Genomic DNA, 23,823 nt, shown 5'->3' on the forward strand with positions numbered 1-23,823 from the left:
TAGTGCAACTTCAATCTTAATGTGTTTTATTGACATATGAATAAAAAGAACATTCATTATTTTAAAAAAACACTACGTATTCTCTTATGGTGCGTGGGTTCTATAGTTGCCTTTTTATTACTTCTTATCGTTTTAATCCAGGTTCCGTCAGTCCAGAATTTTGTTAAGGATAAGGCCATTACTTACCTCCATAATAAAATTAACACCAAAGTTTCGTTAGATCATATATCAATAAAATTTCCAAAAGATGTAGTGCTGGAAGGTTTTTATTTTGAAGACCAGAACAAAGATACTTTATTAGCAGGAAAACGTCTGGAAGTTGACGTTGATTTGTTCAAACTGGTGAGCAATGAACTCGAAATCAATTCGGTTTCACTTGAAAATGTAAAAGCAAATATTTCCAGAAATAAGGATGGTGTTTTTAACTTCGATTACATCATTAAAGCTTTTGAATCAAAAGAGCCAAAAGTTGAAGATCCGGATGCAAAACCTTTTCAGATATCTGTTGTAAAAGTCAATCTGGATCATGTAAAATTCAACTTTAAAGATGATTTTTCAAAAAATGATATTGCGGTAAACGTTTCACATTTTGACACAAAATTCAATGCCTTCGATTTAGACAAAATGAATTTTGATATTCCCAAAATTAATCTTAATGGATTAAAATTGGTTTTAAATCAGGAAGCGGTTGAAAAAGCGGCTGAAGTTTCGGTCAAGACGGCCGAAACCATTTCCAAACGAAAAGATTTCAAATTAAAATTAGATAAAATCAATTTGTCCAAAATTGATATTTTATACGATAATAAAGATTCCAGATTAAATTCCGGAATCCGATTAGGAACCTTAAATTTAACAGTTAATGAAATCGATCTTAATAAACAGCTTTTGGATTTTAATGCTTTTGAAATTAAAAATCTTAAAGGAAATCTACGACTGGGTGCAAAGGATAAGCAGATTAAGGCACCAAGCCTCGACACAACCGCAATAAAACAAGCAGGCTGGAAAGTAAAACTGGCCGATGTTGACATACAGAATATAGATTTTAAATTTGATGATATGCAGTCAAAACCTGTTCAAAAAGGGATTGATTACAGTCATTTGGATTTGGATAAATTCAATTTGAAAGCCGATAAATTATATTATGCAAACGATACGATTTCGGGAAATATTAAAGCATTGGCCGTTACAGAAAAAAGTGGCTTAACTATTCAGTCTTTAAAAACAGACTTTTTCTACGGTCCAAAAAATGCATCCCTGAATAACTTATACGTAAGAACGCCTCAAACGCTGGTTAAAGATAAAATCAAGGTCACTTATAAATCTATTGCTTCGCTAAAAAAAGATCTTGGAGATCTGTCTGTTGATGCTAATTTAAATCAGTCCAAAATCGGATTTAAGGATATTTTGCTTTTTGCCCCTGATTTGCAGAAGCAAAATCCGTTTAAAAGTAATCCAAATGCAATCTTGTATCTAAACACACGTATAAACGGAAAAATAAAAGACCTGAACATTCCAAAGTTCGAAATGAGCGGAATCGGAACTACAAGAGTTTCTTTTTCGGGGAAAATAAAAGGACTTCCGGATGCTAAGAAATCGTATTATGATTTGGATATTAAAAATCTTTCAAGCACATCAAAAGACATTAATACTTTTATACCTGCCGGAACAATTCCGAAAAACATTCAGCTGCCATCACAAATTAATTTAAAAGGGAAATTTAAAGGTTCAGTTCAGAATTTTAAAACCAATCTGGCTTTAAACAGCAGTTTCGGTAATGCAAAAGTTGACGGGATATTTGATCAGCGTGTGAAAAATCGAGAGCGATACGATGCTTCTGTAAGCCTTGAAGAATTTGACTTGGGAAGATTAATTAAAAATGATTCTGTCGGAAAAATTACGCTTAAAGCAAAAGTTAAAGGGAATGGATTAAATCCAAAAACAGCAAATGCAGCGATTGATGGTTTAGTACAGAAAGCAGTTTTTAACAGATATACTTACAGAGATTTAGCTTTAAAAGGAAATATTGAAAACGGATCTTTTGCTGTGAAATCTGGCATGAAAGATCCAAATCTGAATTTTGATTTAACAGCAAGCGGTGATACAAAACAAAAATATCCAACCATAAAACTAAAACTTAATCTCGATATTGCCGATCTGGAAAAACTGAATCTTCATGCCGGACCGATGAAACTCCGTGGAAATGTGGATGCTGATATTTCCAATAGCAATCCGGATTATCTAAACGGAAAAGTGTTTCTTTCCAATATTCAGATCTTGCAAAAAAAGGAACCAATTGTTTTAGATTCCATCAGAGTTTTGGCTTTTGCCGATAAAGACAGCAATTCGATAAAAATATCATCCCAGTTTTTAAAAGCCGAAGTAGTAGGGAAATATAAACTGACAACCCTGACTACGGCAATTAAAAAGTCAATTTCTAAATACATTGATCTTAAAAATCCGAAAGTAAATGCAGAATCTGACGAACAACGTCTTGCTTTTACCTTAAAAGTAGATAATGATCCTGTATTATTTAAACTAATTCCGAAACTTACAGGTTTAGAGCCTTTAACCATTACTGGAAACTACAATAACCAAACAGATTCCCTTCAGGTTAAAGGGACTATACCTAGAATTGTTTATGCAGAAAATACTATTTCTGGCGGAAAAATAAATATTCAAGCAAAAGAAAATGCTTTAGAATATTCGGTCTCCGTAGCTACGATAGAAAGCGGATCGTTAAAAATTCCGTTTACGAGTTTATCAGGAAAAGTAGAAGAGAATATTCTGGATTATGCACTTGAAGTAAAAGATGCAAAAGACAAACAGCAATATTTTGTTGGGGGTGAATTTAAGGCCGAAAATTCTAAAAACATCTTTAAAATAGATGCTGAAAATTTTGTATTGAATTATGATAAATGGAATATTGATCCTGAAAATACAATTGAATTTGGAAAAAATCAATTGTATGTTAATAAATTTTTTCTGGAAAATGCCGGAAATGAATTGAAGATTCAATCAGAAGGAACTCAAAATAATGCTCCAATTGAAGTTGATTTTGTGAATTTCAAAATTGAAACCATCATGAATATTGTCAAAAAGGACAAATTACTGATGCAGGGTCTTATTAACGGAAACGCTATTGTCGAAAATGTTATGACAAATCCAATTTTTACTTCTGATCTAAAAATTGATGATTTTACTTTTAAAGGTGAAAAAGTAGGCGATTTAGAAATAAAAGTAGACAATAAAACGGCTAATGTGCTTGCTGCAAATGTACAGTTGAGTGATGAAGGCAATGATGTAAGTCTTACAGGTGATTATGCCATTAAAGGAGGTACTTTTGATTTTGATGTAGCAATAAAAAAACTTAATATAGAGAGTATTCAGGGATTCAGCATGGATAATATTTCTGAAGGGAAAGGATATTTGTCAGGAAATTTTAAGGTTCAGGGTACTACAGCTGCTCCTAAAATTAACGGAGAACTTAGTTTTAACGACGCAGCTTTCCGTGTAACACAGTTGAATTCTTATTTTAAAACCGATCAGGAAAAAATCACTTTTGATAACGGTACAATCACTTTTGATAAATTTACATTTCAGGACGAAAATGATAATGAATTATCGCTGGACGGAACTATCCAATCACCTGATTTCAGGAAATATAATTTTGTATTAAATATTACGGCTAATGATTTCAGAGCTATAAATTCTAAAGCTGCTGACAATGATTTGTTTTACGGGGATTTGTTTTTGGATACAAAACTGAATGTAAAAGGGACACTTGAAAACCCTGTAATCGGCGGTACAATCAAAGTGAATAAAGAGACGAAGTTTACGGTAGTTTTGCCACAATCAGATCCGTCTATTGCTGACAGAGAAGGTATTGTGGAGTTTGTTGATGAAGACAATCAATATTTGAGACAAACTGCCGAAATGGAACAAAAACTAAATCAGTCAGAATTGCTAGGAATGGATGTTAGTGTTGATATTTCGATTGATAAAGAAGCTGAACTTACCCTTGTTATTGACAAAGGAAACGGTGATTATCTGAATTTAAAAGGCGAAGCGCAATTGACAGGCGGAATTGACCCTTCTGGAAAAACAACTTTAACAGGGAAATATGAATTTACCGATGGTGCGTACGAAATGAATTTCAATATGATCCGTAGAAAATTTAATATTCAAAAAGGAAGTTCTATTATTTGGAACGGTGAGCCTACGATGGCAACTTTAAATATTACGGCAATCTATAACGTAAATACAGCGCCAATTGATTTGCTCGGAAATCAGTTAGGAGGAGCAAGTCAAACAGTTAAAAATACCTACAAACAGAAAATTCCGTTTCAGACTTTATTGAAAATGAAGGGCGAATTATTGAAACCTGAAATCACATTTGACATTATTCTTCCGGATGGTAATTATGATGTGTCAGCTGATATTGTTACAGCTTCGCAGGCAAAACTGGAGCAATTACGACAAGAACCGGCCGAATTAAATAAGCAGGTTTTTGCACTCTTATTACTAAATAGATTTATTGGTGAAAATCCGTTTGCAAGTGAGAGTGGTGGTACAAATGCAGAATCATTAGCCAGACAGAGTGTGAGTAAAATCCTTTCGCAGCAATTAAATGATTTTGCCGGAGAATTAATCAGAGGTGTTCAATTGGAATTTGATTTGGAATCTACAGAAGATTACACAACGGGAAGTATGGAAAACAGAACTGACCTGAATGTTGGAGTTTCTAAAAAACTATTAGATGACCGATTGAAAGTTACCGTTGGCAGTAGTTTTGCAGTTGAAGGAAAGGAACGTGCCAACGAAGAAAGTACCAATATTGCCGGAGACGTTGCTTTGGATTATCAGCTTACTAAAGATGGCCGGTATATGCTCAGGGCTTATCGAAAAAACGAATATCAGGTAGCGGTTGAAGGGCAGGTGGTTGAAACAGGAATTGCTTTTATCATTACGATGAGCTACAATAAATTCCGTGAACTTTTTCACAGAAGTGCGAAGGAAAAGGAAATAATCCAGGAAGAAAGAATTCGTAAGGAAAGAAAAAAGCAAAAAGACCAAGAAGCAAAAGAAAAAGAGAATCTGGACGAAGAAAATAAAATTGAAGGGAATGAAATTAAAACATAAAAATATGCGGAACAGGTATACGGAATATTTTGTTGTTTTGTCCCTGTTTTTTGTTTTCGGATGCAGCAACACCAAATATCTGCCGGAAGGCGAATTGTTGTACACAGGCGGTTCTGTGAAAGTAAAAGATTCTGTTATTAAAAAGAAAGACAGAAAAGCATTAGAAAAGGAATTAGAAGGATTGCTTCGTCCCAAACCTAACAAACAATTGCTGGGCCTTCGACCTAAACTATGGTTCTACAATATTGCAGGACAACCTAAAAAAGAGAAAGGGTTCAGATATTGGCTTCGAACAAAAGTAGGTGAGGAACCTGTGCTTTTTAGTAAAGTAGATTTGGATTACAATGCTTCAGTTTTAAGAAATTTTGCTGAAAATAAAGGCTATTTCAAAACCCGGGTAAGTGCAGATTCTACAGTTCGAAATAAAAGAGCTACTGCAGAATATATTGTAGTCCCAAAAAAAAGATATATAATTAAAAGTGTTACTTTTCCTGATGATTCTTTGCCAATGTCAAGAATCATTGGAAGATCAAGCCGAAGAAGTTTATTGAAAGTTGGGAATCCATATGATCTGGATGTTATAAAAGCAGAAAGAGAAAGAATTGATGCAAGGCTTAAAGAACGAGGATATTATTATTTTAATCCGGATTATATCCTGGCTAAAGTAGACAGCAGTAAAGGAGATCACGAAGTAAAAATCAGATTAGTGATAAAAGATGATGTGCCGCCAAAGGCACTTACTTCTTATAAAATTGATAAGATTTTTGTTTATCCTAATTTTTCCATCTCCAAGGACAGTGTCAAATATAAGTCTGAAGATATCGTGCAGTACAAAGATTTTACAATTATTGATACAGCTCGTACTTTTGAACCGAGGGTTTTTGACCGGACTATATTATTTAAAAAGGGGGATTTGTACAATCGGAAAGACCATAATCTTACTTTAAACCGGTTTGTAAATCTGGGTACTTTTAGTTTTGTAAAAAACGAATTTAAAATTTCGGATAGTTTGCCAAAGACTTTGGACTCTTATTATTATTTAACGCTTTTACCCAAAAAATTCATTCGTGTCGAGGTATTGGGAAAAACAAATTCTGCAAGTTATACCGGAAGTGAAATTAATGTCAATTGGAATAACAGAAATTTATTCAGAGGTGCCGAATTATTAACAGTTTCTGTTTTTGGCGGAGCTGATTTTCAGCTTTCCGGAGCTAATAATGGTAAAAATATATACAGATTAGGAACAGAAACCAGTTTGACCTGGCCAAGATTTATTGTGCCATTCTTTCCTATTCAGGGTTCCAGTGAATATATCCCAAGAACAAAAGCTGCTTTAAGATATGAATATCAAAACAGGACGCAATTATATGCTTTGAATTCATTTAAAGCTTCATTTGGTTATTTATGGAAAGAAAACATCCGTAAAGAACATCAGCTAAATCTGCTTGATGTTACTTATGTAAGTCCAAATCATGTAACACAAGAATATCTGGATGATATCCAGAAAGATGAAGCATTAGGAAGGATAATTGAAAAGCAATTGATTTTTGGGCCAACATATTCGTATACGTATACCAATACGATGCAAAAACGTAAAAAAAATACTTTTTACTTTAACGGAGAATTAGATTTAGCCGGTAATATAACAGGTTTGCTTTCAGGTGCAAATGCAAAAAAGAACGATACGAAAGAAATTTTTGATGTTCCGTTTAGCCAATATGCGAAAATCAAAACTGATTTCAGACATTATTTAAAATTGAGTAAAGAAAGTGAATTGGCCAGCCGGGTTATTGTAGGACTTGGATTGCCATACGGGAACTCAACTATTTTACCAACCTCAAAACAGTTTGTGGTGGGAGGAACTAATAGTATCAGGGCTTTCAGGGCGAGATCGCTTGGGCCGGGAAGCTATTTGAATACAATAACAACAAATAATTATCTTCCGGACCAGTCAGGAGATTTTAAATTAGAGTTTAGCACAGAATATCGTGCAAAACTTTTTAGTATTGTACGAGGAGCCGCATTTGTTGATGCTGGAAATATTTGGCTTGTCAATGCAGATCCAAATAAACCAGGGGCAGAGTTTTCTAAAGATTTTATGAAAGAAATTGCGGTAGGAGCAGGTGTTGGTCTTCGATTTGACGTGTCATTTTTTATTTTAAGAACAGATTTGGCACTTCCATTAAGGAAGCCCTATTTGCCTGAAGGAGAGCGTTGGGTAATTAAAGATATTGATTTTGGAAGCGGTGCCTGGAGAAAAGATAACCTAATTTTGAATATTGCTATTGGTTATCCTTTTTAATAAAAATATCGACTATGATCCTTTTACAATTATTTACATTGAAATTTATACAAAGGAATAATTTTATTATAAAATCTAAAAACTTTTTCTAAACTTGACTTAATGAAATAATTTTCTTTTAATAAACTTTGAAATTGTAATATTAGTACTATTTTTAGAGTATTGTAAACAATATTAAAGTCGAATAAAATGAAAGAAGATTTTCTTCATTATCTCTGGAGGTTTAAAAAATTTGATACCCTGAATTTAAAAACGGTAAACAAGGAAGAAGTTACAATTATCAATACAGGAAATTACTTAGAACTTGCAGGGCCTGATTTTTTTAATGCGCAAATAAAAATAGGGGATCAAAAATGGGCTGGAAATGTTGAAATACATTTAAAAGCTTCTGACTGGTATTTGCATCTTCATGAAAAGGACAAAGCTTATGAAAATGTAATATTGCATGTTGTCTGGGAATATGATGCTGATATTTACAGACAAAATAACGCAGAAATCCCGGTATTGGTTTTAAAGGATTATGTATCTCCGGAAACTATTTTAAATTACAACAAACTAAAATCTCCAAAATCTTGGATTTATTGTGAAAAACAAATTGCCTATGTTCCGGGATTTGTTTTTAAAAACTGGCAGGAACGCTTGTTTTTTGAACGTTTAGAAAGAAAGTCACAAGCTATTTATGATTTGCTTAAAGAAAAAAATAAGGATTGGGAAGCGGTATTGTTTTGTTTATTAGCGAAGAATTTTGGTTTGAATACAAATGGAAATGCATTTCTGCAATTAGCTAAATCAATTCCTTTTTCAATTATTCGAAAAGAAAGCTTTGAACTTGAAAATCTTGAAGCTTTATTTTTTGGTACAACTGGTTTGCTGGATGTAGAAAAAGAAGATGTTTATTTTAAGGATTTGAAATTCAGGTATTTTTATCTGTTGCACAAATATCAAATCGAAAAAGTGTATGTAGAACCGGTTCAGTTTTTTAAGCACAGGCCAGATAATTTCCCTACAATTCGTCTTTCGCAGTTAGCTGCTTTATACCATCAGTACCAAAACTTGTTCTCTAAAATAATAGAGTTGAAATCTATCAATAGTATTTATAAATTATTTGATGTCTCAACCAGTTTGTACTGGAAAAATCATTATCAATTTGATAAAGAAAGTCTGAAAAAAACAAAATCATTATCTAACTCATTTATAGATTTATTAGTCATAAATACCATTACCCCTTTACAGTTTGCTTATGCTAAAATGCTGAATGAATCGGTAGCAGAAGATTTAATTTCTATTTTGGATGGCATCTCTCCTGAGAAAAATTCCATCATCGAAAAATTTAATTCATTTGGCATCACATCTCAAAATGCCTTTGAAACACAATCTTTATTGCAGCTAAAAAGTCAATATTGTGATGTTAACGGTTGTATGAAATGTGCTGTCGGTATGGAATTGTTAAAAAGCAATTAGAATAAGAAATATGTCAATTGTAAAATTTTGTATTTTTGCATAACTTATTACTTCAAAAATGTCACTGATTTTAAAACTGAAATTCTTTTTCGAAAAATACGGTTTTCATGTCTCTTCCAGATTAGCGGATAAACTTGGAATGCGTGTTACAAATGTCCGTCTGTTTTTTATTTATATCTCGTTTGTTACAGCTGGTTTGGGCTTTGGAGTTTATCTTACCCTTGCATTCTGGATTAAGCTGAAAGATTTAATTAGGGCAAAAAGAACATCGGTTTTTGATTTATAAACAATCAAATTTATGTCATAAAAAAGGATTATAAAGCAGCGCTTTATAATCCTTTTTTTATATCTGGATAATTTCTTATCCGGGATTATTCAATTTACTGTTTTTCTTACCATATATAAAGTATACAAGAATTCCTAGTGCCATCCATATGACAAGCCTCGCCCAGCTTTCGTTTGGCAACGAATACATTAATGCAAAACAAATAACAATACCAGCTATAGGTACAAAAGGAACCCACGGAGTTCTAAAAGCTCTGGGTGCATCAGGCATTTTTTTACGCATAACCATAACACCGATGCAAACCAACACGAATGCTAATAAAGTTCCAATACTTACCATATGACCCAAATCACTAACAGGAACAAGACCTGCAAATAAGCTAACAAATACTAAAAAGAAAAGATTTGTTTTCCATGGAGTACGAAATTTTGAATGGATTTCGCTAAAGAATGGAGGAAGTAAACCGTCTTTACTCATCGTGTAAAAAACACGGCTTTGTCCCATTAACATTACTAACATTACAGAAGTATAACCAGCTAGTATAGCGATAATTAAACCAGTCTGCAAAAAGTCATATCCAGTTACAGCAAAAGCAGTAGCTGCAGGTTTCGCATCACCTGCAAATTTATAATAAGGTACAAGTCCGGTCATAACATGAGAGAATAGTACATATAATAAGGTGCAGATTATTAACGAACCCAAAATACCAATTGGCATCCCTTTTTGAGGATCTTTAGCCTCTTGTGCAGCAGTTGAAACGGCATCAAAGCCAATAAAAGCAAAGAAAACTGTACCGGCTCCTGCAGCAATTCCTGACCATCCAAATTTTCCGAATACACCTGTATTTTCAGGAATGTACGGAGTATAATTAGTTGTGTCAATAAATTTCCATCCTAATACTATAAATATAATAACAACTGCAACTTTTACTACAACTAATATATTATTTAAAGTGGCTGACTCTTTTGTTCCTTTAATTAATAATAAAGAAAGTAATGAAACAATGAAAATGGCGGGTAAATTGACAATTCCTCCTTCAATCACTGTACCATTACTTAATGTAAGGGTTTCCCATGGTGAACAAATTAAGTCAGGAGGAAGATGAATATTAAATTTTGCCAATAGTTCCAGTAGGTATCTCGACCAGCTAACGCCCACAGTTGCCGCTCCTAAAGCGTACTCTAAAACTAAGTCCCACCCAATTATCCAGGCCATAAATTCTCCCATTGTGGCATAAGAATAGGTATAGGCACTACCTGCAACCGGTATCATCGAAGCAAATTCAGCGTAACACAATCCTGCAAATGCGCATCCTATCGCAGCTAAAATAAATGATAATGTTACCGCCGGACCAGCATGGTCAGCAGCTGCAATTCCTGTTAGTGAAAATAGCCCTGCTCCAATAATTGCTCCAACTCCAAGTGCAACAAGCGAACGTGAAGATAAGGTTCTTTTAATCCTTTTTCAGATTCGGATGCTTCACCAAGCAATACCGAAAGAGGTTTAGTTTTCCAAATTGACATATATAATATTGGTTTATTGTTATTAAGCTTCAAATGTATTGTTTTTTATAAAAAATAAAAACAATTATGTTCTTTTAAGTTATAAAATATTTAATTTTTAGTTAGAAACTGTAAAAAAAGTTACTGTAAATCTTCAAAGCTTTGTATTATTAGCAAATTGATTAATAAAATCTTTTATTACAAAATAAAAATAATCGTATTTTTCTTATAAATTATAAATTATATTTGTTTGATAAAATATTATAAAAAATGAACATTAGAAGTATTATAAAAGAGTTAAGTTATACAAGCCAACAACGAAAAGGGATTTTTTTCTTTTTCTTTTGATTATTGTTTTACAATTGTTTTATTTTTTTCTGATTTCAGTCAACCTGAAAAAGTAAATGCAGAAGAACAGAATTGGTTGGCTTTGCAATCAGAAGTTGATTCATTAAAACAGATTAAGCAAGGTTATAAACCTAAAATCTATCCTTTTAATCCAAATTTTATTTCAGATTATAAAGGATACAAACTTGGAATGTCATTAGCGGAAATTGACAGGCTTTTAGCTTTTAGAAAACAAAATAAATACGTCAGTTCTGCTGAAGAATTTCAGAAAGTGACTAAAGTTTCAGATTCTTTATTAGATGCTATTTCGCCTTATTTTAAATTTCCGGATTGGGTGCAGAATAAAAAGACTTTCATACATTACAGTAAAGAACCTGTATCACAAACATTCTCTAAAAAAGAAAAGCTAATTGTTTTGGATATTAATCAGGCAAGTCAGGAAGATTTAATGAAAATTAAGGGAATTGGTGAAGGATTATCACTCCGAATTTTAAAACAAAAAGAAAGCCTGGAAGCTTTTGTTTCTATGGAACAGATAAATGATGTCTGGGGACTTTCTCCAGAAGTTATAACTGAATTAAAAAAGTATTTTAGGGTTTCTTCTTTTCCGCCAATTAAAAAAATCCCTGTAAACGATGCTTCTTTAAAAGAATTAGCTCAATTTCCGTACTTTAGATATGCGTTGGCAAAACAGATTGTAACCTACAGGAGCATGAACGGAAATATTAAAAATATTGAGGATTTGATAAATATTAAAGGCTTTCCTATTGAAAAAGCAAATATAATTGGTTTATATTTGGAGTTCTAAAAACAGATCACAAATGAATTTTGATTATAATGAAACGCAATCCATGATTGCGCAGTCTATAAAAGATTTTGCCGAAAAAAACATAAGACCTTATATAATGGAGTGGGACGAAGCGCAAGTTTTTCCAATTCCATTGTTTAAGAAATTAGGAGAAATGGGATTTATGGGAGTTCTGGTTCCTGAAGAATACGGAGGGTCTGGTTTAGGATATCATGAATATGTAACAATAGTTGAAGAAATTTCAAAAGTTGATCCTTCAATAGGATTGTCGGTTGCGGCACATAATTCGTTGTGTACGAATCATATTTTGACTTTTGGTAATGAAGATCAAAAGAAAAAATGGCTGCCAAAACTTGCAACAGCAGAACATATTGGCGCATGGGGACTGACAGAACATAATACAGGTTCTGATGCAGGCGGAATGAATACGACAGCTGTTAAAGATGGGGATTTTTGGATTGTAAACGGAGCAAAAAACTTTATAACTCATGCAATTTCAGGTGATATTGCCGTTGTAGTGGTTCGTACAGGAGAAAAAGGCGATTCAAAAGGAATGACTGCTTTTGTATTTGAAAAAGGTATGCCGGGACTTACTTCAGGGAAAAAAGAAAATAAATTAGGAATGCGTGCCAGCGAAACAGCTGAACTGGTTTTTGATAATTGTAGGGTGCCAGATGCAAATAGATTAGGTGAAGTAGGGCAGGGATTTGTGCAGGCTATGAAAGTATTGGACGGAGGAAGGATTTCAATAGGAGCTTTATCACTCGGAATTGCAAAAGGGGCTTACGAAGCCGCTCTTAAATATTCGAAAGAAAGATATCAGTTTGGACAGCCAATTAGTAGTTTTCAGGGGATTTCCTTTAAATTGGCTGATATGGCAACTGAAATTGAAGCTTCTGAACTGTTATTGCACAAAGCAGCTTTCTTAAAACAAGAGCATAAACCTGTTACAACATTGGGCGCAATGGCAAAAATGTATGCATCGGAAGCCTGTGTAAAAATCGCAAATGAAGCAGTTCAGATCCACGGAGGATACGGCTATACTAAAGATTTTCCGGTAGAGAAGTTTTACAGGGATTCTAAGTTGTGTACTATTGGCGAAGGTACGACTGAGATTCAAAAATTAGTTATTTCCAGAAATTTGTTGAAAGGATAAAGATGATTATGAGTCAAATTCTTTTGTCTTTAGTTGAGTTCTTTATTTCTTTTTGAAATAATTTATAATTTATAACTCATAATTAATAATTAATACATATTTTTGCAGCCTTAACGAAAGGAGGTGTCTATATTATGTTAATTATACCAATTAAAGACGGAGAAAATATCGATAGAGCATTAAAGCGCTATAAAAGAAAATTTGATAAAACAGGAACTGTTCGTCAACTAAGAGCACGTACTGCTTTTATTAAGCCTTCTGTTATCAAAAGAGCTCAAATTCAAAAAGCGGCTTACATTCAAAACTTGAAAGATAGTTTAGAGAGTTAGTATACAGCTTTTGTAAAATAATTACCGTTAGTCATCAAAATAAATTAACTTTGATGCTAACGGTTTTTTTATGCTTAATTTTTTAAGTTCTGTAATCGTTTTTGAAAAAGATATTCTGTTTCTTATGAAGTCAAATAAAGATGCTTTTTGTGATTATCTTCAGCTGGAGAAAAAATATTCGGCACATACTGTTAATGCTTATTTGAATGATATTTCATTTTTTGAGGTGTTTAATAAAACTCACTTTGATCAGGATGGTATTGAAGGTGTGAATTACAGTCAGATCAGGAGTTGGATTGTTTCTTTAGTGGATGAAGGGGTGTCAAATGTTTCTGTTAATAGAAAAATGGCTTCCTTGAAGTCTTTTTATAAGTTTCTCTTAAAAACAAAACAAATAGAGGTCAGTCCAATGTTGAAGCATAAAGCGCTGAAAACTCCCAAAATTATTCAGATTCCATTTTCTGAAAAAGAATTAACTGATTTGATGCAGGAAGTTGGGGTTCCGGTTGGTTTTGAAGAAGTGAGGGATAAGTTAATTGTGGATCTTTTTTATACAACAGGAATAAGAAGAGCGGAATTAATACATTTATTAATAGTAAATGTAGATTTGTCTTCAGGTGTGATTAAGGTTTTAGGTAAAAGAAATAAAGAACGAATTATTCCGGTTTTGCCAATCATTACCGAACAGTTTAAAACGTATCTTAATGAACGTTCAGCTGTTGAGGAAATAGTAGATGAGGATTATTTTTTTATTTCTAAAAAAGGGTTAAAATTAAGCGAATCTTTTGTGTATCGTTTAATAAATTCATACTTTAGTAGGGTATCTGAAAAGGTAAAAAAGAGTCCTCATGTGCTTCGGCATACATTTGCGACTCATTTACTTAATAACGGAGCAGATTTAAATTCAGTTAAAGAATTATTAGGGCATTCTAGTTTGGCGTCTACGCAGGTTTATACTCATAATAGTTTAGCAGAACTTAAAAAAGTATATGCTGGCGCACATCCAAGAAGTAAATAATGGTTCTGAAATGTTTAATCCTAAAATTAGTATTATGAAGGTAGATGTTCATGCCGTTAACTTTACTGTTGACAGAAAGTTGGTAGATTTTATTCAGGAAAGAATGGATAAGTTAGAAAAATATTACGATCGGGTTGTCTCGGCAGACGTTTTTTTAAAAGTTGAAAGAACAAGTGATAAAGAGAATAAAGTTGTCGAGATTAAGATTAATGTTCCTGGAGATGAATTTTTGGTTAAAAAACAATGTAAGACTTTTGAGGAAGCGGTTGAACTTTCGGCAGAATCATTAGAGCGTTTACTGGTAAAAAGGAAAGAAAAGATAAGAGCGCATATATAATTGAAATTTTTTTTCGAAAAATGTTTTGATACAAAGATAAAATAGCTACATTTGCAGTCCGTTAGAAATAGCGGACTTTTTTATTGTATTCGCCGATGTAGCTCAGCTGGCTAGAGCAGCTGATTTGTAATCAGCAGGTCGTGGGTTCGAGTCCCTCTATCGGCTCAAAAAAATTCAAATGCGATTTGGAATAGGTTCTTTAAAATAATGAGATTTTAAAAATTAGGGGAGATACTCAAGCGGCCAACGAGGGCAGACTGTAAATCTGCTGTGTGAACTTCGCAGGTTCGAATCCTGCTCTCCCCACAAATGAATTTTAGATGGTTTTTCAGGTTTTGATTGTAATTAAACAAAATGCTGAAGTGAAACTTTTAAATCAAGGGTTCTGCCGGTGTAGCTCAGGGGTAGAGTGCTTCCTTGGTAAGGAAGAGGTCTCGGGTTCAAATCCCGACATTGGCTCAAGTAAGTAGGAAATTGAAAATTAATATATAACTAAGATTAAAAATTAAGTAAAATGGCAAAGGAGAATTTTAATCGTTCCAAACCGCACTTAAACATAGGTACAATTGGACACGTGGATCACGGAAAAACTACATTAACTGCTGCAATTACAAAAGTATTGTCAGATGCTGGTTACTGTCAAGCAAAATCGTTTGATCAAATCGATAACGCTCCAGAGGAGAAAGAAAGAGGTATTACTATTAATACATCACACGTAGAGTATGAAACTGCTAACCGTCACTACGCTCACGTTGACTGTCCAGGTCACGCGGATTACGTAAAGAACATGGTTACTGGTGCTGCTCAAATGGACGGAGCTATCTTAGTAGTTGCTGCTACAGATGGTCCAATGCCACAAACTCGTGAGCACATCCTTTTAGGTCGTCAGGTTGGTATTCCAAGAATCGTTGTTTTCATGAACAAAGTGGATATGGTTGATGATGCTGAGTTGTTAGAGCTTGTTGAAATGGAAATTAGAGATTTATTATCTTTCTACGAATATGATGGAGATAATGGTCCTGTTGTTCAAGGTTCTGCTTTAGGTGGATTGAACAATGATCCTAACTGGGTACCTAAAATTATCGAATTAATGGAAGCTGTTGATGCTTGGATCGAAGAGCCAGTACGTGACGTTGCTAAACCATTCTTGATGCCGGTTGAGGACGTATTTACAATTACAGGTCGTGGAACTGTTGCTACAGGTCGTATCGAAACTGGAGTTGCTAATACTGGAGATCCTGTTGAAATCATTGGTATGGGAGCTGAAAAATTAACTTCTACTATTACAGGAGTTGAGATGTTCCGTAAAATCCTTGATAGAGGTGAAGCTGGAGATAACGTAGGTTTATTGTTAAGAGGTATTGATAAGGCTGATATCAAAAGAGGTATGGTTATTATTAAGCCAGGTTCAGTAAAACCACACGCTAAATTCAAAGCTGAGGTTTATATCTTGAAAAAAGAAGAAGGTGGACGTCACACTCCATTCCACAATAACTACCGTCCACAGTTCTACGTACGTACAACTGACGTAACAGGAGTTATTTCTTTACCAGCAGGTGTGGAGATGGTAATGCCAGGTGATAACTTAACTATTGAAGTTGCTTTATTAAGCCCAATCGCTATGAACGTAGGTTTACGTTTTGCTATCCGTGAAGGTGGTAGAACAGTTGGTGCTGGACAGGTTACTGAAATTGTAGAGTAATTCTATTAAAATAAATAAAAAGCCAGTGATTATTTTTTAATCACTGGCTTTAATTACGGGCGTAGTTCAAGGGTAGAATAGCGGTCTCCAAAACCGTTGATGGGGGTTCGAATCCCTCCGCCCGTGCAATAAAAAATATATCAAATGACAAAAGTTACGAATTATTTATCAGAGGCTTTCGAAGAGTTGAAGTCAAATGTTACTTGGCCTGCTTGGGCTGAGGTTCAGAAATTGACAATTGTTGTGGCTGTGTTTTCGATCCTGTTCGCTTTGGCGACTTGGGGAGTAGACGAATTTTTTGCAAAAGCTTTGGCTGGATTTTTTAACTGGTTAAAAGGATAATTTTTTTGTGATGGCAGATAATAATGTGAAAAAATGGTACGTAGTTAGAGCGGTTAGTGGTCAAGAAAATAAAGTAAAAGCTTATATCGAAACTGAAATTGCGAGATTAGGTATGGAGGATTATGTTTCTCAGGTCTTAGTTCCTACTGAAAAAGTAGTTACTGTAAAAGATGGGAAAAAATCATCTAAGGATAAAGTGTATTTTCCTGGATATGTTATGATCGAAGCTAACTTGGTTGGTGAGATTCCTCATATTATTAAGTCTATTACTAGTGTTATTGGATTTTTAGGAGAAATTAAAGGAGGAGAACCTGTTCCTTTAAGACTTTCTGAAGTAAACCGTATGTTAGGTAAAGTGGATGAACTGGCTGTAAATACAGATACAAGATCAATTCCATTCACTTTAGGAGAAACAGTAAAAGTGATCGATGGTCCTTTTAATGGTTTCAATGGTACGGTTGAGAAAATCAATGAAGAAAAACGTAAACTTGAAGTTATGGTTAAGATTTTCGGAAGAAAAACTCCATTAGAATTGAGCTTTATGCAAGTTGAAAAAGTATAATTTTGTTACATCTATAATATCCACTATAATCGCTTCCAAATGATTATGGTGTTAAATTTTTAAAAAATGGCTAAAGAAATTAGTAAGGTAGTTAAACTACAAGTTAAGGGAGGTGCTGCGAACCCGTCGCCACCGGTTGGACCTGCTTTAGGAGCTGCTGGGGTTAATATCATGGAGTTTTGTAAGCAGTTTAATGCTAGAACTCAGGATAAACCTGGCAAAATTTGTCCAGTGCAAATCACTGTGTACAAAGACAAATCATTTGATTTTGTTGTTAAGACTCCTCCAGCTGCAGTACAGTTAATGGAAGCAGCAAAGCTAAAGTCTGGATCAGGTGAACCAAATCGTAAAAAAGTAGCTAGTGTTACTTGGGATGTTATCAAAGCAATTGCTGAAGATAAAATGGTAGATTTAAATGCATTCACAATCGAATCAGCAATGAGTATGATTGCAGGAACTGCTAGATCTATGGGTATAACTGTATCAGGAGAAGCTCCTTTTTAATTAAGAGAAAGAAATGGCAAAATTGACAAAAAAGCAAAAGAGGCTGCTTCAAAAATTGAAAAGAACAAATTATATTCTTTAAAAGATGCTGCTGCATTAATTAAAGTTGTTGCTTCTGCAAAATTTGATGAGTCTGTTGATATCGCAGTACGTTTGGGTGTAGATCCAAGAAAAGCGAATCAAATGGTAAGAGGTGTAGTTACTTTACCTCACGGTACTGGAAAAGATGTTAAAGTATTAGCATTGGTTACTCCAGATAAAGAGGCAGAAGCTAGAGAAGCTGGAGCAGACCATGTTGGTCTTGATGATTATTTACAAAAAATTAAAGACGGTTGGACAGATGTTGATGTTATTATCACAATGCCGGCTGTTATGGGTAAATTAGGTCCATTAGGTCGTATTTTAGGGCCTAGAGGTTTAATGCCAAACCCTAAAACAGGTACTGTAACTATGGATGTTGCAAAAGCTGTTCAGGAGGTTAAAGCTGGTAAAATTGACTTCAAAGTTGATAAAACTGGTATCGTTCACGCAGGAATTGGTAAAGTTTCTTTTGGAGCTGAGCAGATTGTTGACAACGCACACGAAATTATTCAAACATTAATAAAACTTAAACCAACTGCTGCTAAAGGTACCTACATTAAAGGTATTCACCTTACAAGCACTATGAGTCCTGCGATTGCATTAGACCCAAAAGCAGTATAATTGGTAGTTAAAAATTTTTAGTATGACTAGAGAAGAAAAATCAATCGCGATTGAAAATTTAACTGCGCAGTTAGCTGGTACAAATATCATTTATGTATCTGATATTTCTGGTTTAAACGCAGAAACAACTTCAAACTTACGTAGAGCTTGTTTTAAAGCAGGTATCAAATTAGAAGTTGTAAAGAACACTTTGCTTGCAAAAGCAATGGAAGCTTCTGCTAATGATTATGGTGATTTACCTAAAGTATTGACTGGTAACAGTGCTATATTTATTTCTGATGTTGCTAATGCACCTGGAAAAATTATCAAAGATTTCCGTAAGAAATCTGATAAACCACTTTTAAAAGGGGCTTACATCAATTCTGAAGTATACATTGGAGATAATCAACTAGATGCATTAGCTACAATTAAATCTAAAGAAGAGTTACTAGGAGAACTTATTGGATTATTACAATCTCCGGCTCAAAGAATTATTTCTGCTTTACAAAACAAATTCGCTGGTAGCGAAGAAGAAACTGAAGCATAATAATCCAAACAGAGAGAATTTAGTTTCTCTGTTGCTTAATTAGCGCACAATAAACAAAATATAATTTTACAAATCATTTTAAACGATAGAAAAAATGGCAGATTTGAAACAATTCGCAGAACAATTAGTTAACCTAACAGTTAAAGAAGTTAACGAATTAGCAACAATATTAAAAGACGAGTATGGTATCGAGCCTGCTGCTGCAGCTGTAGTAGTTGCTGCTGGTGGTGGAGAAGGTGCTGCTGAAGAAGCACAAACTGAATTTACAGTTGTATTAAAAGAAGCTGGTGCTTCTAAATTAGCAGTTGTAAAATTAGTTAAAGAACTTACAGGTTTAGGTCTTAAAGAAGCTAAAGATGTAGTTGATGGTGCTCCAAGTACTGTTAAAGAAGGTGTTTCTAAAGAAGAGGCTGAAGGTCTTAAAAAATCATTAGAAGAAGCTGGAGCTGTAGTTGAATTAAAATAATTCAACTCGGTTTTAAGAACTAGGTTTAGGTCCTGAGTTAACACTCAAAGGCCTAAACCATTTTTCGTATAATAAAATACATTAAATTTTATTATCAAATAGTTTAAAATACGAAAAAGTTTTTGATCAATACGAAGAAAAAAATTGAACTGATTTTTTAGTTTATTTTTAAAGATGTATTGGTTTTAAAAAAGAAAGTATAAACTAAGCAGTGTGTTTTTACACAAAAAAATTACTTTTTTTTAATCAAAATTTTGTTCATTGATGATAACAAATCAGACTGAAAGATTGAATTTTGCCTCTACAAAAAATATTCCTGACTATCCGGATTTTCTAGATGTACAGGTTAAATCTTTTAAGGATTTCTTCCAATTGGAAACGAAATCTGACGAAAGAGGCAACGAAGGGTTATACAACACCTTCATGGAAAATTTCCCAATTACAGATACAAGAAATAACTTTGTATTGGAATTCCTAGATTATTTTGTTGACCCACCACGTTATACAATTCAAGAATGTATAGAGAGAGGTCTTACGTACAGTGTGCCTTTAAAAGCTAGGTTAAAACTATATTGTACAGATCCAGAACACGAAGATTTTGAAACAATTGTACAAGATGTTTATCTTGGAACAATTCCTTACATGACTCCGAGTGGTACTTTTGTAATAAATGGTGCCGAGCGTGTTGTAGTATCTCAATTACACCGTTCTCCAGGGGTTTTCTTTGGACAATCATTCCACGCAAACGGAACTAAACTTTATTCTGCCAGAGTAATTCCTTTTAAAGGATCTTGGATAGAATTTTCTACAGATATCAACAGCGTTATGTACGCTTATATCGATAGAAAGAAAAAATTACCTGTAACAACTTTATTCCGTGCAATCGGATTCGAAAGAGATAAGGATATCCTTGAAATTTTCGACTTAGCAGAAGAAATTAAAGTTTCTAAAACTGGTATTAAGAAATATATTGGAAGAAGACTTGCTGCACGTGTATTGAACACATGGCACGAGGATTTCGTAGATGAGGATACTGGAGAGGTTGTTTCTATCGAGCGTAACGAAATCATCCTTGATCGTGATACTATTATCGATAAAGATAATGTTGAAGAGATCATCGATTCTAACGTTAAATCTATCTTGTTGCATAAAGAGGATAACAACCAGGCAGATTATGCTATTATCCACAACACGTTACAAAAAGATCCAACAAACTCTGAAAAAGAAGCTGTAGAGCACATTTACCGTCAGTTGCGTAACGCTGAACCGCCTGATGAGGAAACTGCTCGTGGTATTATAGATAAATTATTCTTCTCTGATCAACGTTATAACTTAGGTGAAGTTGGTCGTTACAGAATGAACAAAAAATTAGATTTAGATATCCCTATGGATAAGCAAGTGCTTACCAAAGAAGATATCATTACAATCGTTAAATATTTGATCGAGTTGATCAACTCTAAAGCAGAGATTGATGATATTGATCACTTATCAAACCGTCGTGTTAGAACAGTTGGAGAACAATTGTCTCAACAATTCGGTGTTGGTTTAGCACGTATGGCTAGAACTATTCGTGAGAGAATGAACGTTAGAGATAACGAGGTGTTTACACCAATTGATTTGATCAATGCTAAAACATTATCATCAGTTATCAACTCTTTCTTTGGTACTAACCAGTTATCTCAATTTATGGACCAAACGAATCCATTAGCTGAGATTACACACAAACGAAGACTTTCTGCCCTTGGACCTGGTGGACTTTCGAGAGAGAGAGCTGGATTTGAGGTTCGTGACGTTCACTATACACACTATGGTCGTTTATGTCCGATTGAAACTCCAGAGGGACCAAACATTGGTTTGATTTCATCTCTTGGTGTTTATGCAAAAGTAAACGGAATGGGATTCATCGAAACTCCATACCGTAAAGTAACTAATGGTGTAGTTGATTTAGAAAGTACTCCAGTTTACTTAAGTGCTGAAGAAGAAGAAGGTAAAATGATTGCTCAGGCAAACATAGAGATGGATGCTACAGGTAAAATTACAGCTAGCAATGTTATTGCTCGTGAGGAAGGTGACTTCCCGGTTGTTGAACCATCAGTAGTTCATTATACAGATGTTGCACCAAACCAGATTGCTTCTATTTCTGCGTCATTGATTCCTTTCTTGGAGCATGATGATGCGAACCGTGCGTTGATGGGATCAAACATGATGCGTCAGGCAGTTCCTTTGATCCGTCCTGAAGCACCAATTGTAGGTACAGGTTTAGAGCGTCAGGTAGCTTCAGATTCAAGAGTATTAATCAATGCTGAAGGGCATGGAACTGTTGAATATGTTGATGCAAATATCATTACTATTAAATACGATCGTACAGAAGACGAGAGAATGGTTAGTTTTGATGCTGATGAGAAAACATACAACCTTATTAAATTTAGAAAAACCAATCAAGGTACAAGTATTAACTTGAAACCAATCGTAAGAAAAGGTGACAGAGTTATTCCTGGACAAGTATTATCAGAAGGATATGCTACTCAAAATGGTGAATTAGCTTTAGGTAGAAACTTAAAAGTTGCGTTCATGCCATGGAAAGGGTACAACTTCGAGGATGCGATTGTAATTTCTGAAAAAGTAGTTCGTGATGATATTTTTACTTCTATTCACGTTGATGATTATTCATTAGAGGTTAGAGATACTAAGTTAGGAAATGAAGAGTTAACAAACGATATTCCTAACGTTTCTGAAGAAGCTACTAAAGATTTAGATGAAAACGGTATGATTAGAATTGGAGCAGAGGTTAAACCTGGCGACATTTTGATCGGAAAAATTACACCAAAAGGAGAATCAGATCCTACTCCGGAAGAGAAATTGCTTCGTGCAATCTTCGGGGATAAAGCAGGTGATGTAAAAGATGCTTCATTAAAAGCTTCTCCATCTTTACATGGTGTAGTTCTTGACAAAAAATTATTTGCAAGAGCCGTAAAAGATAAACGTAAACGTACTCAGGATAAAGATGCTTTAGGTGCTTTAGAAATGGAATTCGAAACTAAATTTGTTGAATTAAAAGACAGATTGGTTGAAAAATTATTCTTGATCGTTAACGGAAAAACATCTCAAGGTGTAATGAATGATTTGGGTGAAGAAGTTTTACCAAAAGGAAAAAAATATACTCAAAAAATGCTTTACGCAGTAGAAGATTTTGCTCACTTAAGTAAAGGTCAATGGGTTGCTGATGACGCTACAAATAAAATGGTTAATGATTTAATTCATAACTATAAAATTAAGCTGAACGACTTACAAGGAGCTTTAAGAAGAGAGAAGTTTACTATTACAGTTGGAGATGAATTACCATCTGGAATCTTGAAATTGGCTAAAATCTATATCGCTAAAAAACGTAAGTTAAAAGTTGGTGATAAAATGGCAGGACGTCACGGTAACAAAGGTATTGTTGCAAGAATCGTTCGTCATGAAGATATGCCTTTCTTAGAAGATGGAACGCCGGTAGACATCGTATTGAATCCACTTGGGGTACCTTCACGTATGAACATTGGTCAGATTTATGAGACTGTTCTTGGATGGGCTGGTATGAACTTGGGTAGAAAATTTGCTACTCCAATTTTTGACGGTGCTTCTCTTGACGAAATCAATGCTTTGACTGATGAAGCTAACGTACCACGTTTTGGACATACTTATCTTTATGATGGTGGAACTGGAGAGCGTTTTGCACAAAAAGCAACTGTGGGTGTAATTTACATGCTTAAATTAGGACACATGGTTGATGATAAGATGCACGCACGTTCTATCGGACCATACTCACTGATTACGCAGCAACCACTTGGAGGTAAGGCTCAATTTGGAGGTCAGCGTTTTGGAGAGATGGAGGTTTGGGCACTTGAGGCTTATGGAGCTTCTAGTACTTTACGTGAAATCTTAACTGTTAAGTCTGATGACGTTATTGGTAGAGCTAAAACTTACGAAGCTATCGTTAAGGGTGAAACTATGCCAGAACCAGGTTTACCAGAATCATTCAATGTATTAATGCACGAATTGAAAGGTCTAGGATTAGATCTTCGTTTGGAAGAATAATAAAAGTTTTGGAATCAGTCTCATTTTTTAATGGGACTGATTACTCATTTATAATAAGTTTTTAAAGATTTATACCCGTAACCCGTTCCGATTTTTTATAACAATGTGAAGCATTTTATAACTAGCACTTCAAATAAAAATTTGAGGTTTAGAGAAGTAACCCGAGGTAGTAGCTGAATGATTAACTCTTAAATTTTTAAGAGTAGATTATAAATCTAAATTCAATTTTTTAATTGCAAATAAATCAATAGTAAAA

Annotated in this window: 17 protein-coding genes, 4 tRNA genes and 1 pseudogene; 21 read left to right on the plus strand and 1 reads right to left on the minus strand. The window is 34.2% G+C overall.

The features are described 5' to 3' along the window. Window positions 1-36: 36 nt before the first annotated feature. The 4 genes from P5P89_RS13840 to P5P89_RS13855 all read left to right on the plus strand — a co-directional run bounded on the left by P5P89_RS13840 (window position 37) and on the right by P5P89_RS13855 (window position 9,188). Window positions 37-5,139 carry a translocation/assembly module TamB domain-containing protein gene (locus P5P89_RS13840; RefSeq protein ID WP_278008863.1) on the plus strand — a complete coding sequence of 1,701 codons (5,103 nt, stop codon included), beginning with the start codon at window positions 37-39 and terminating at the stop codon, window positions 5,137-5,139. Further along, the gene (tamL, locus tag P5P89_RS13845; RefSeq protein WP_278008864.1) at window positions 5,123-7,441 is read left to right on the plus strand and encodes a translocation and assembly module lipoprotein TamL; all 2,319 of its coding nucleotides are present in this window, start codon (window positions 5,123-5,125) and stop codon (window positions 7,439-7,441) included. The genes P5P89_RS13840 and tamL overlap by 17 nt, the downstream gene beginning before the upstream one ends. A 189-nt stretch (window positions 7,442-7,630) precedes the next feature. Next, the gene (locus tag P5P89_RS13850; RefSeq protein ID WP_278008865.1) at window positions 7,631-8,902 is read left to right on the plus strand and encodes a DUF2851 family protein; all 1,272 of its coding nucleotides are present in this window, start codon (window positions 7,631-7,633) and stop codon (window positions 8,900-8,902) included. Window positions 8,903-8,960: 58 nt separating this feature from the next. Then, window positions 8,961-9,188 carry a PspC family transcriptional regulator gene (locus P5P89_RS13855; protein WP_025571258.1) on the plus strand — a complete coding sequence of 76 codons (228 nt, stop codon included), beginning with the start codon at window positions 8,961-8,963 and terminating at the stop codon, window positions 9,186-9,188. 75 nt (window positions 9,189-9,263) lie between these two features. Here P5P89_RS13855 and P5P89_RS13860 read toward each other — a convergent pair. Further along, a pseudogene (locus P5P89_RS13860) lies at window positions 9,264-10,711 on the minus strand (amino acid permease). Between the two features lie 409 nt (window positions 10,712-11,120). Here P5P89_RS13860 and P5P89_RS13865 point away from each other — a divergent pair. From P5P89_RS13865 to rpoB, 17 genes are all read left to right on the plus strand, one after another. Next, window positions 11,121-11,846 carry a ComEA family DNA-binding protein gene (locus P5P89_RS13865; protein WP_278008866.1) on the plus strand — a complete coding sequence of 242 codons (726 nt, stop codon included), beginning with the start codon at window positions 11,121-11,123 and terminating at the stop codon, window positions 11,844-11,846. Between the two features lie 13 nt (window positions 11,847-11,859). Beyond that, a complete protein-coding gene (locus tag P5P89_RS13870) occupies window positions 11,860-13,002 on the plus strand; it encodes an acyl-CoA dehydrogenase family protein (RefSeq protein WP_278008867.1) in 1,143 nt (380 codons plus the stop codon). A 134-nt stretch (window positions 13,003-13,136) separates the two neighbouring features. Continuing rightward, window positions 13,137-13,331, plus strand: coding sequence for a 30S ribosomal protein S21 (gene rpsU, locus P5P89_RS13875; protein WP_025571153.1), 195 nt, complete (start codon window positions 13,137-13,139; stop codon window positions 13,329-13,331). A 124-nt stretch (window positions 13,332-13,455) separates the two neighbouring features. Continuing rightward, window positions 13,456-14,349 (plus strand): tyrosine-type recombinase/integrase, encoded by an 894-nt coding sequence (locus P5P89_RS13880; RefSeq protein ID WP_278012020.1) that lies wholly within the window; start codon window positions 13,456-13,458, stop codon window positions 14,347-14,349. Window positions 14,350-14,383: 34 nt separating this feature from the next. Further along, the gene (gene hpf, locus P5P89_RS13885) at window positions 14,384-14,686 is read left to right on the plus strand and encodes a ribosome hibernation-promoting factor, HPF/YfiA family (protein ID WP_025571150.1); all 303 of its coding nucleotides are present in this window, start codon (window positions 14,384-14,386) and stop codon (window positions 14,684-14,686) included. Window positions 14,687-14,777: 91 nt separating this feature from the next. After that, a tRNA-Thr gene (locus tag P5P89_RS13890) sits at window positions 14,778-14,851 on the plus strand. Between the two features lie 60 nt (window positions 14,852-14,911). Next, window positions 14,912-14,992: transfer RNA gene (locus P5P89_RS13895), tRNA-Tyr, on the plus strand. An 81-nt stretch (window positions 14,993-15,073) separates the two neighbouring features. After that, window positions 15,074-15,145: transfer RNA gene (locus P5P89_RS13900), tRNA-Thr, on the plus strand. 55 nt (window positions 15,146-15,200) lie between these two features. Continuing rightward, window positions 15,201-16,388, plus strand: a complete 1,188-nt coding sequence (gene tuf / locus P5P89_RS13905; protein WP_026730432.1) for an elongation factor Tu — start codon at window positions 15,201-15,203, stop codon at window positions 16,386-16,388. Between the two features lie 55 nt (window positions 16,389-16,443). Beyond that, window positions 16,444-16,514: transfer RNA gene (locus P5P89_RS13910), tRNA-Trp, on the plus strand. A gap of 18 nt (window positions 16,515-16,532) precedes the next feature. Beyond that, window positions 16,533-16,730, plus strand: a complete 198-nt coding sequence (secE, locus tag P5P89_RS13915; protein ID WP_008466927.1) for a preprotein translocase subunit SecE — start codon at window positions 16,533-16,535, stop codon at window positions 16,728-16,730. 10 nt (window positions 16,731-16,740) lie between these two features. Beyond that, the gene (gene nusG / locus P5P89_RS13920) at window positions 16,741-17,292 is read left to right on the plus strand and encodes a transcription termination/antitermination protein NusG (protein ID WP_278008868.1); all 552 of its coding nucleotides are present in this window, start codon (window positions 16,741-16,743) and stop codon (window positions 17,290-17,292) included. A gap of 66 nt (window positions 17,293-17,358) precedes the next feature. Continuing rightward, window positions 17,359-17,796: a 50S ribosomal protein L11 gene (gene rplK / locus P5P89_RS13925; RefSeq protein WP_025572417.1), complete on the plus strand. Its 438-nt coding sequence runs from the start codon at window positions 17,359-17,361 to the stop codon at window positions 17,794-17,796. Between the two features lie 21 nt (window positions 17,797-17,817). Continuing rightward, on the plus strand, window positions 17,818-18,498 hold the full coding sequence (gene rplA, locus P5P89_RS13930; protein ID WP_278012021.1) for a 50S ribosomal protein L1: 681 nt from the start codon (window positions 17,818-17,820) through the stop codon (window positions 18,496-18,498). A gap of 22 nt (window positions 18,499-18,520) precedes the next feature. Next, window positions 18,521-19,024 (plus strand): 50S ribosomal protein L10, encoded by a 504-nt coding sequence (gene rplJ, locus P5P89_RS13935; protein ID WP_278008870.1) that lies wholly within the window; start codon window positions 18,521-18,523, stop codon window positions 19,022-19,024. Window positions 19,025-19,118: 94 nt separating this feature from the next. Further along, window positions 19,119-19,490, plus strand: a complete 372-nt coding sequence (gene rplL, locus P5P89_RS13940) for a 50S ribosomal protein L7/L12 (RefSeq protein WP_025572412.1) — start codon at window positions 19,119-19,121, stop codon at window positions 19,488-19,490. A gap of 264 nt (window positions 19,491-19,754) precedes the next feature. Continuing rightward, on the plus strand, window positions 19,755-23,567 hold the full coding sequence (rpoB, locus tag P5P89_RS13945) for a DNA-directed RNA polymerase subunit beta (protein WP_142450671.1): 3,813 nt from the start codon (window positions 19,755-19,757) through the stop codon (window positions 23,565-23,567). Window positions 23,568-23,823 lie beyond the last annotated feature (256 nt).

Origin of the sequence: Flavobacterium gyeonganense (assembly GCF_029625295.1) — a bacterium.
Lineage (GTDB): Bacteria > Bacteroidota > Bacteroidia > Flavobacteriales > Flavobacteriaceae > Flavobacterium > Flavobacterium gyeonganense.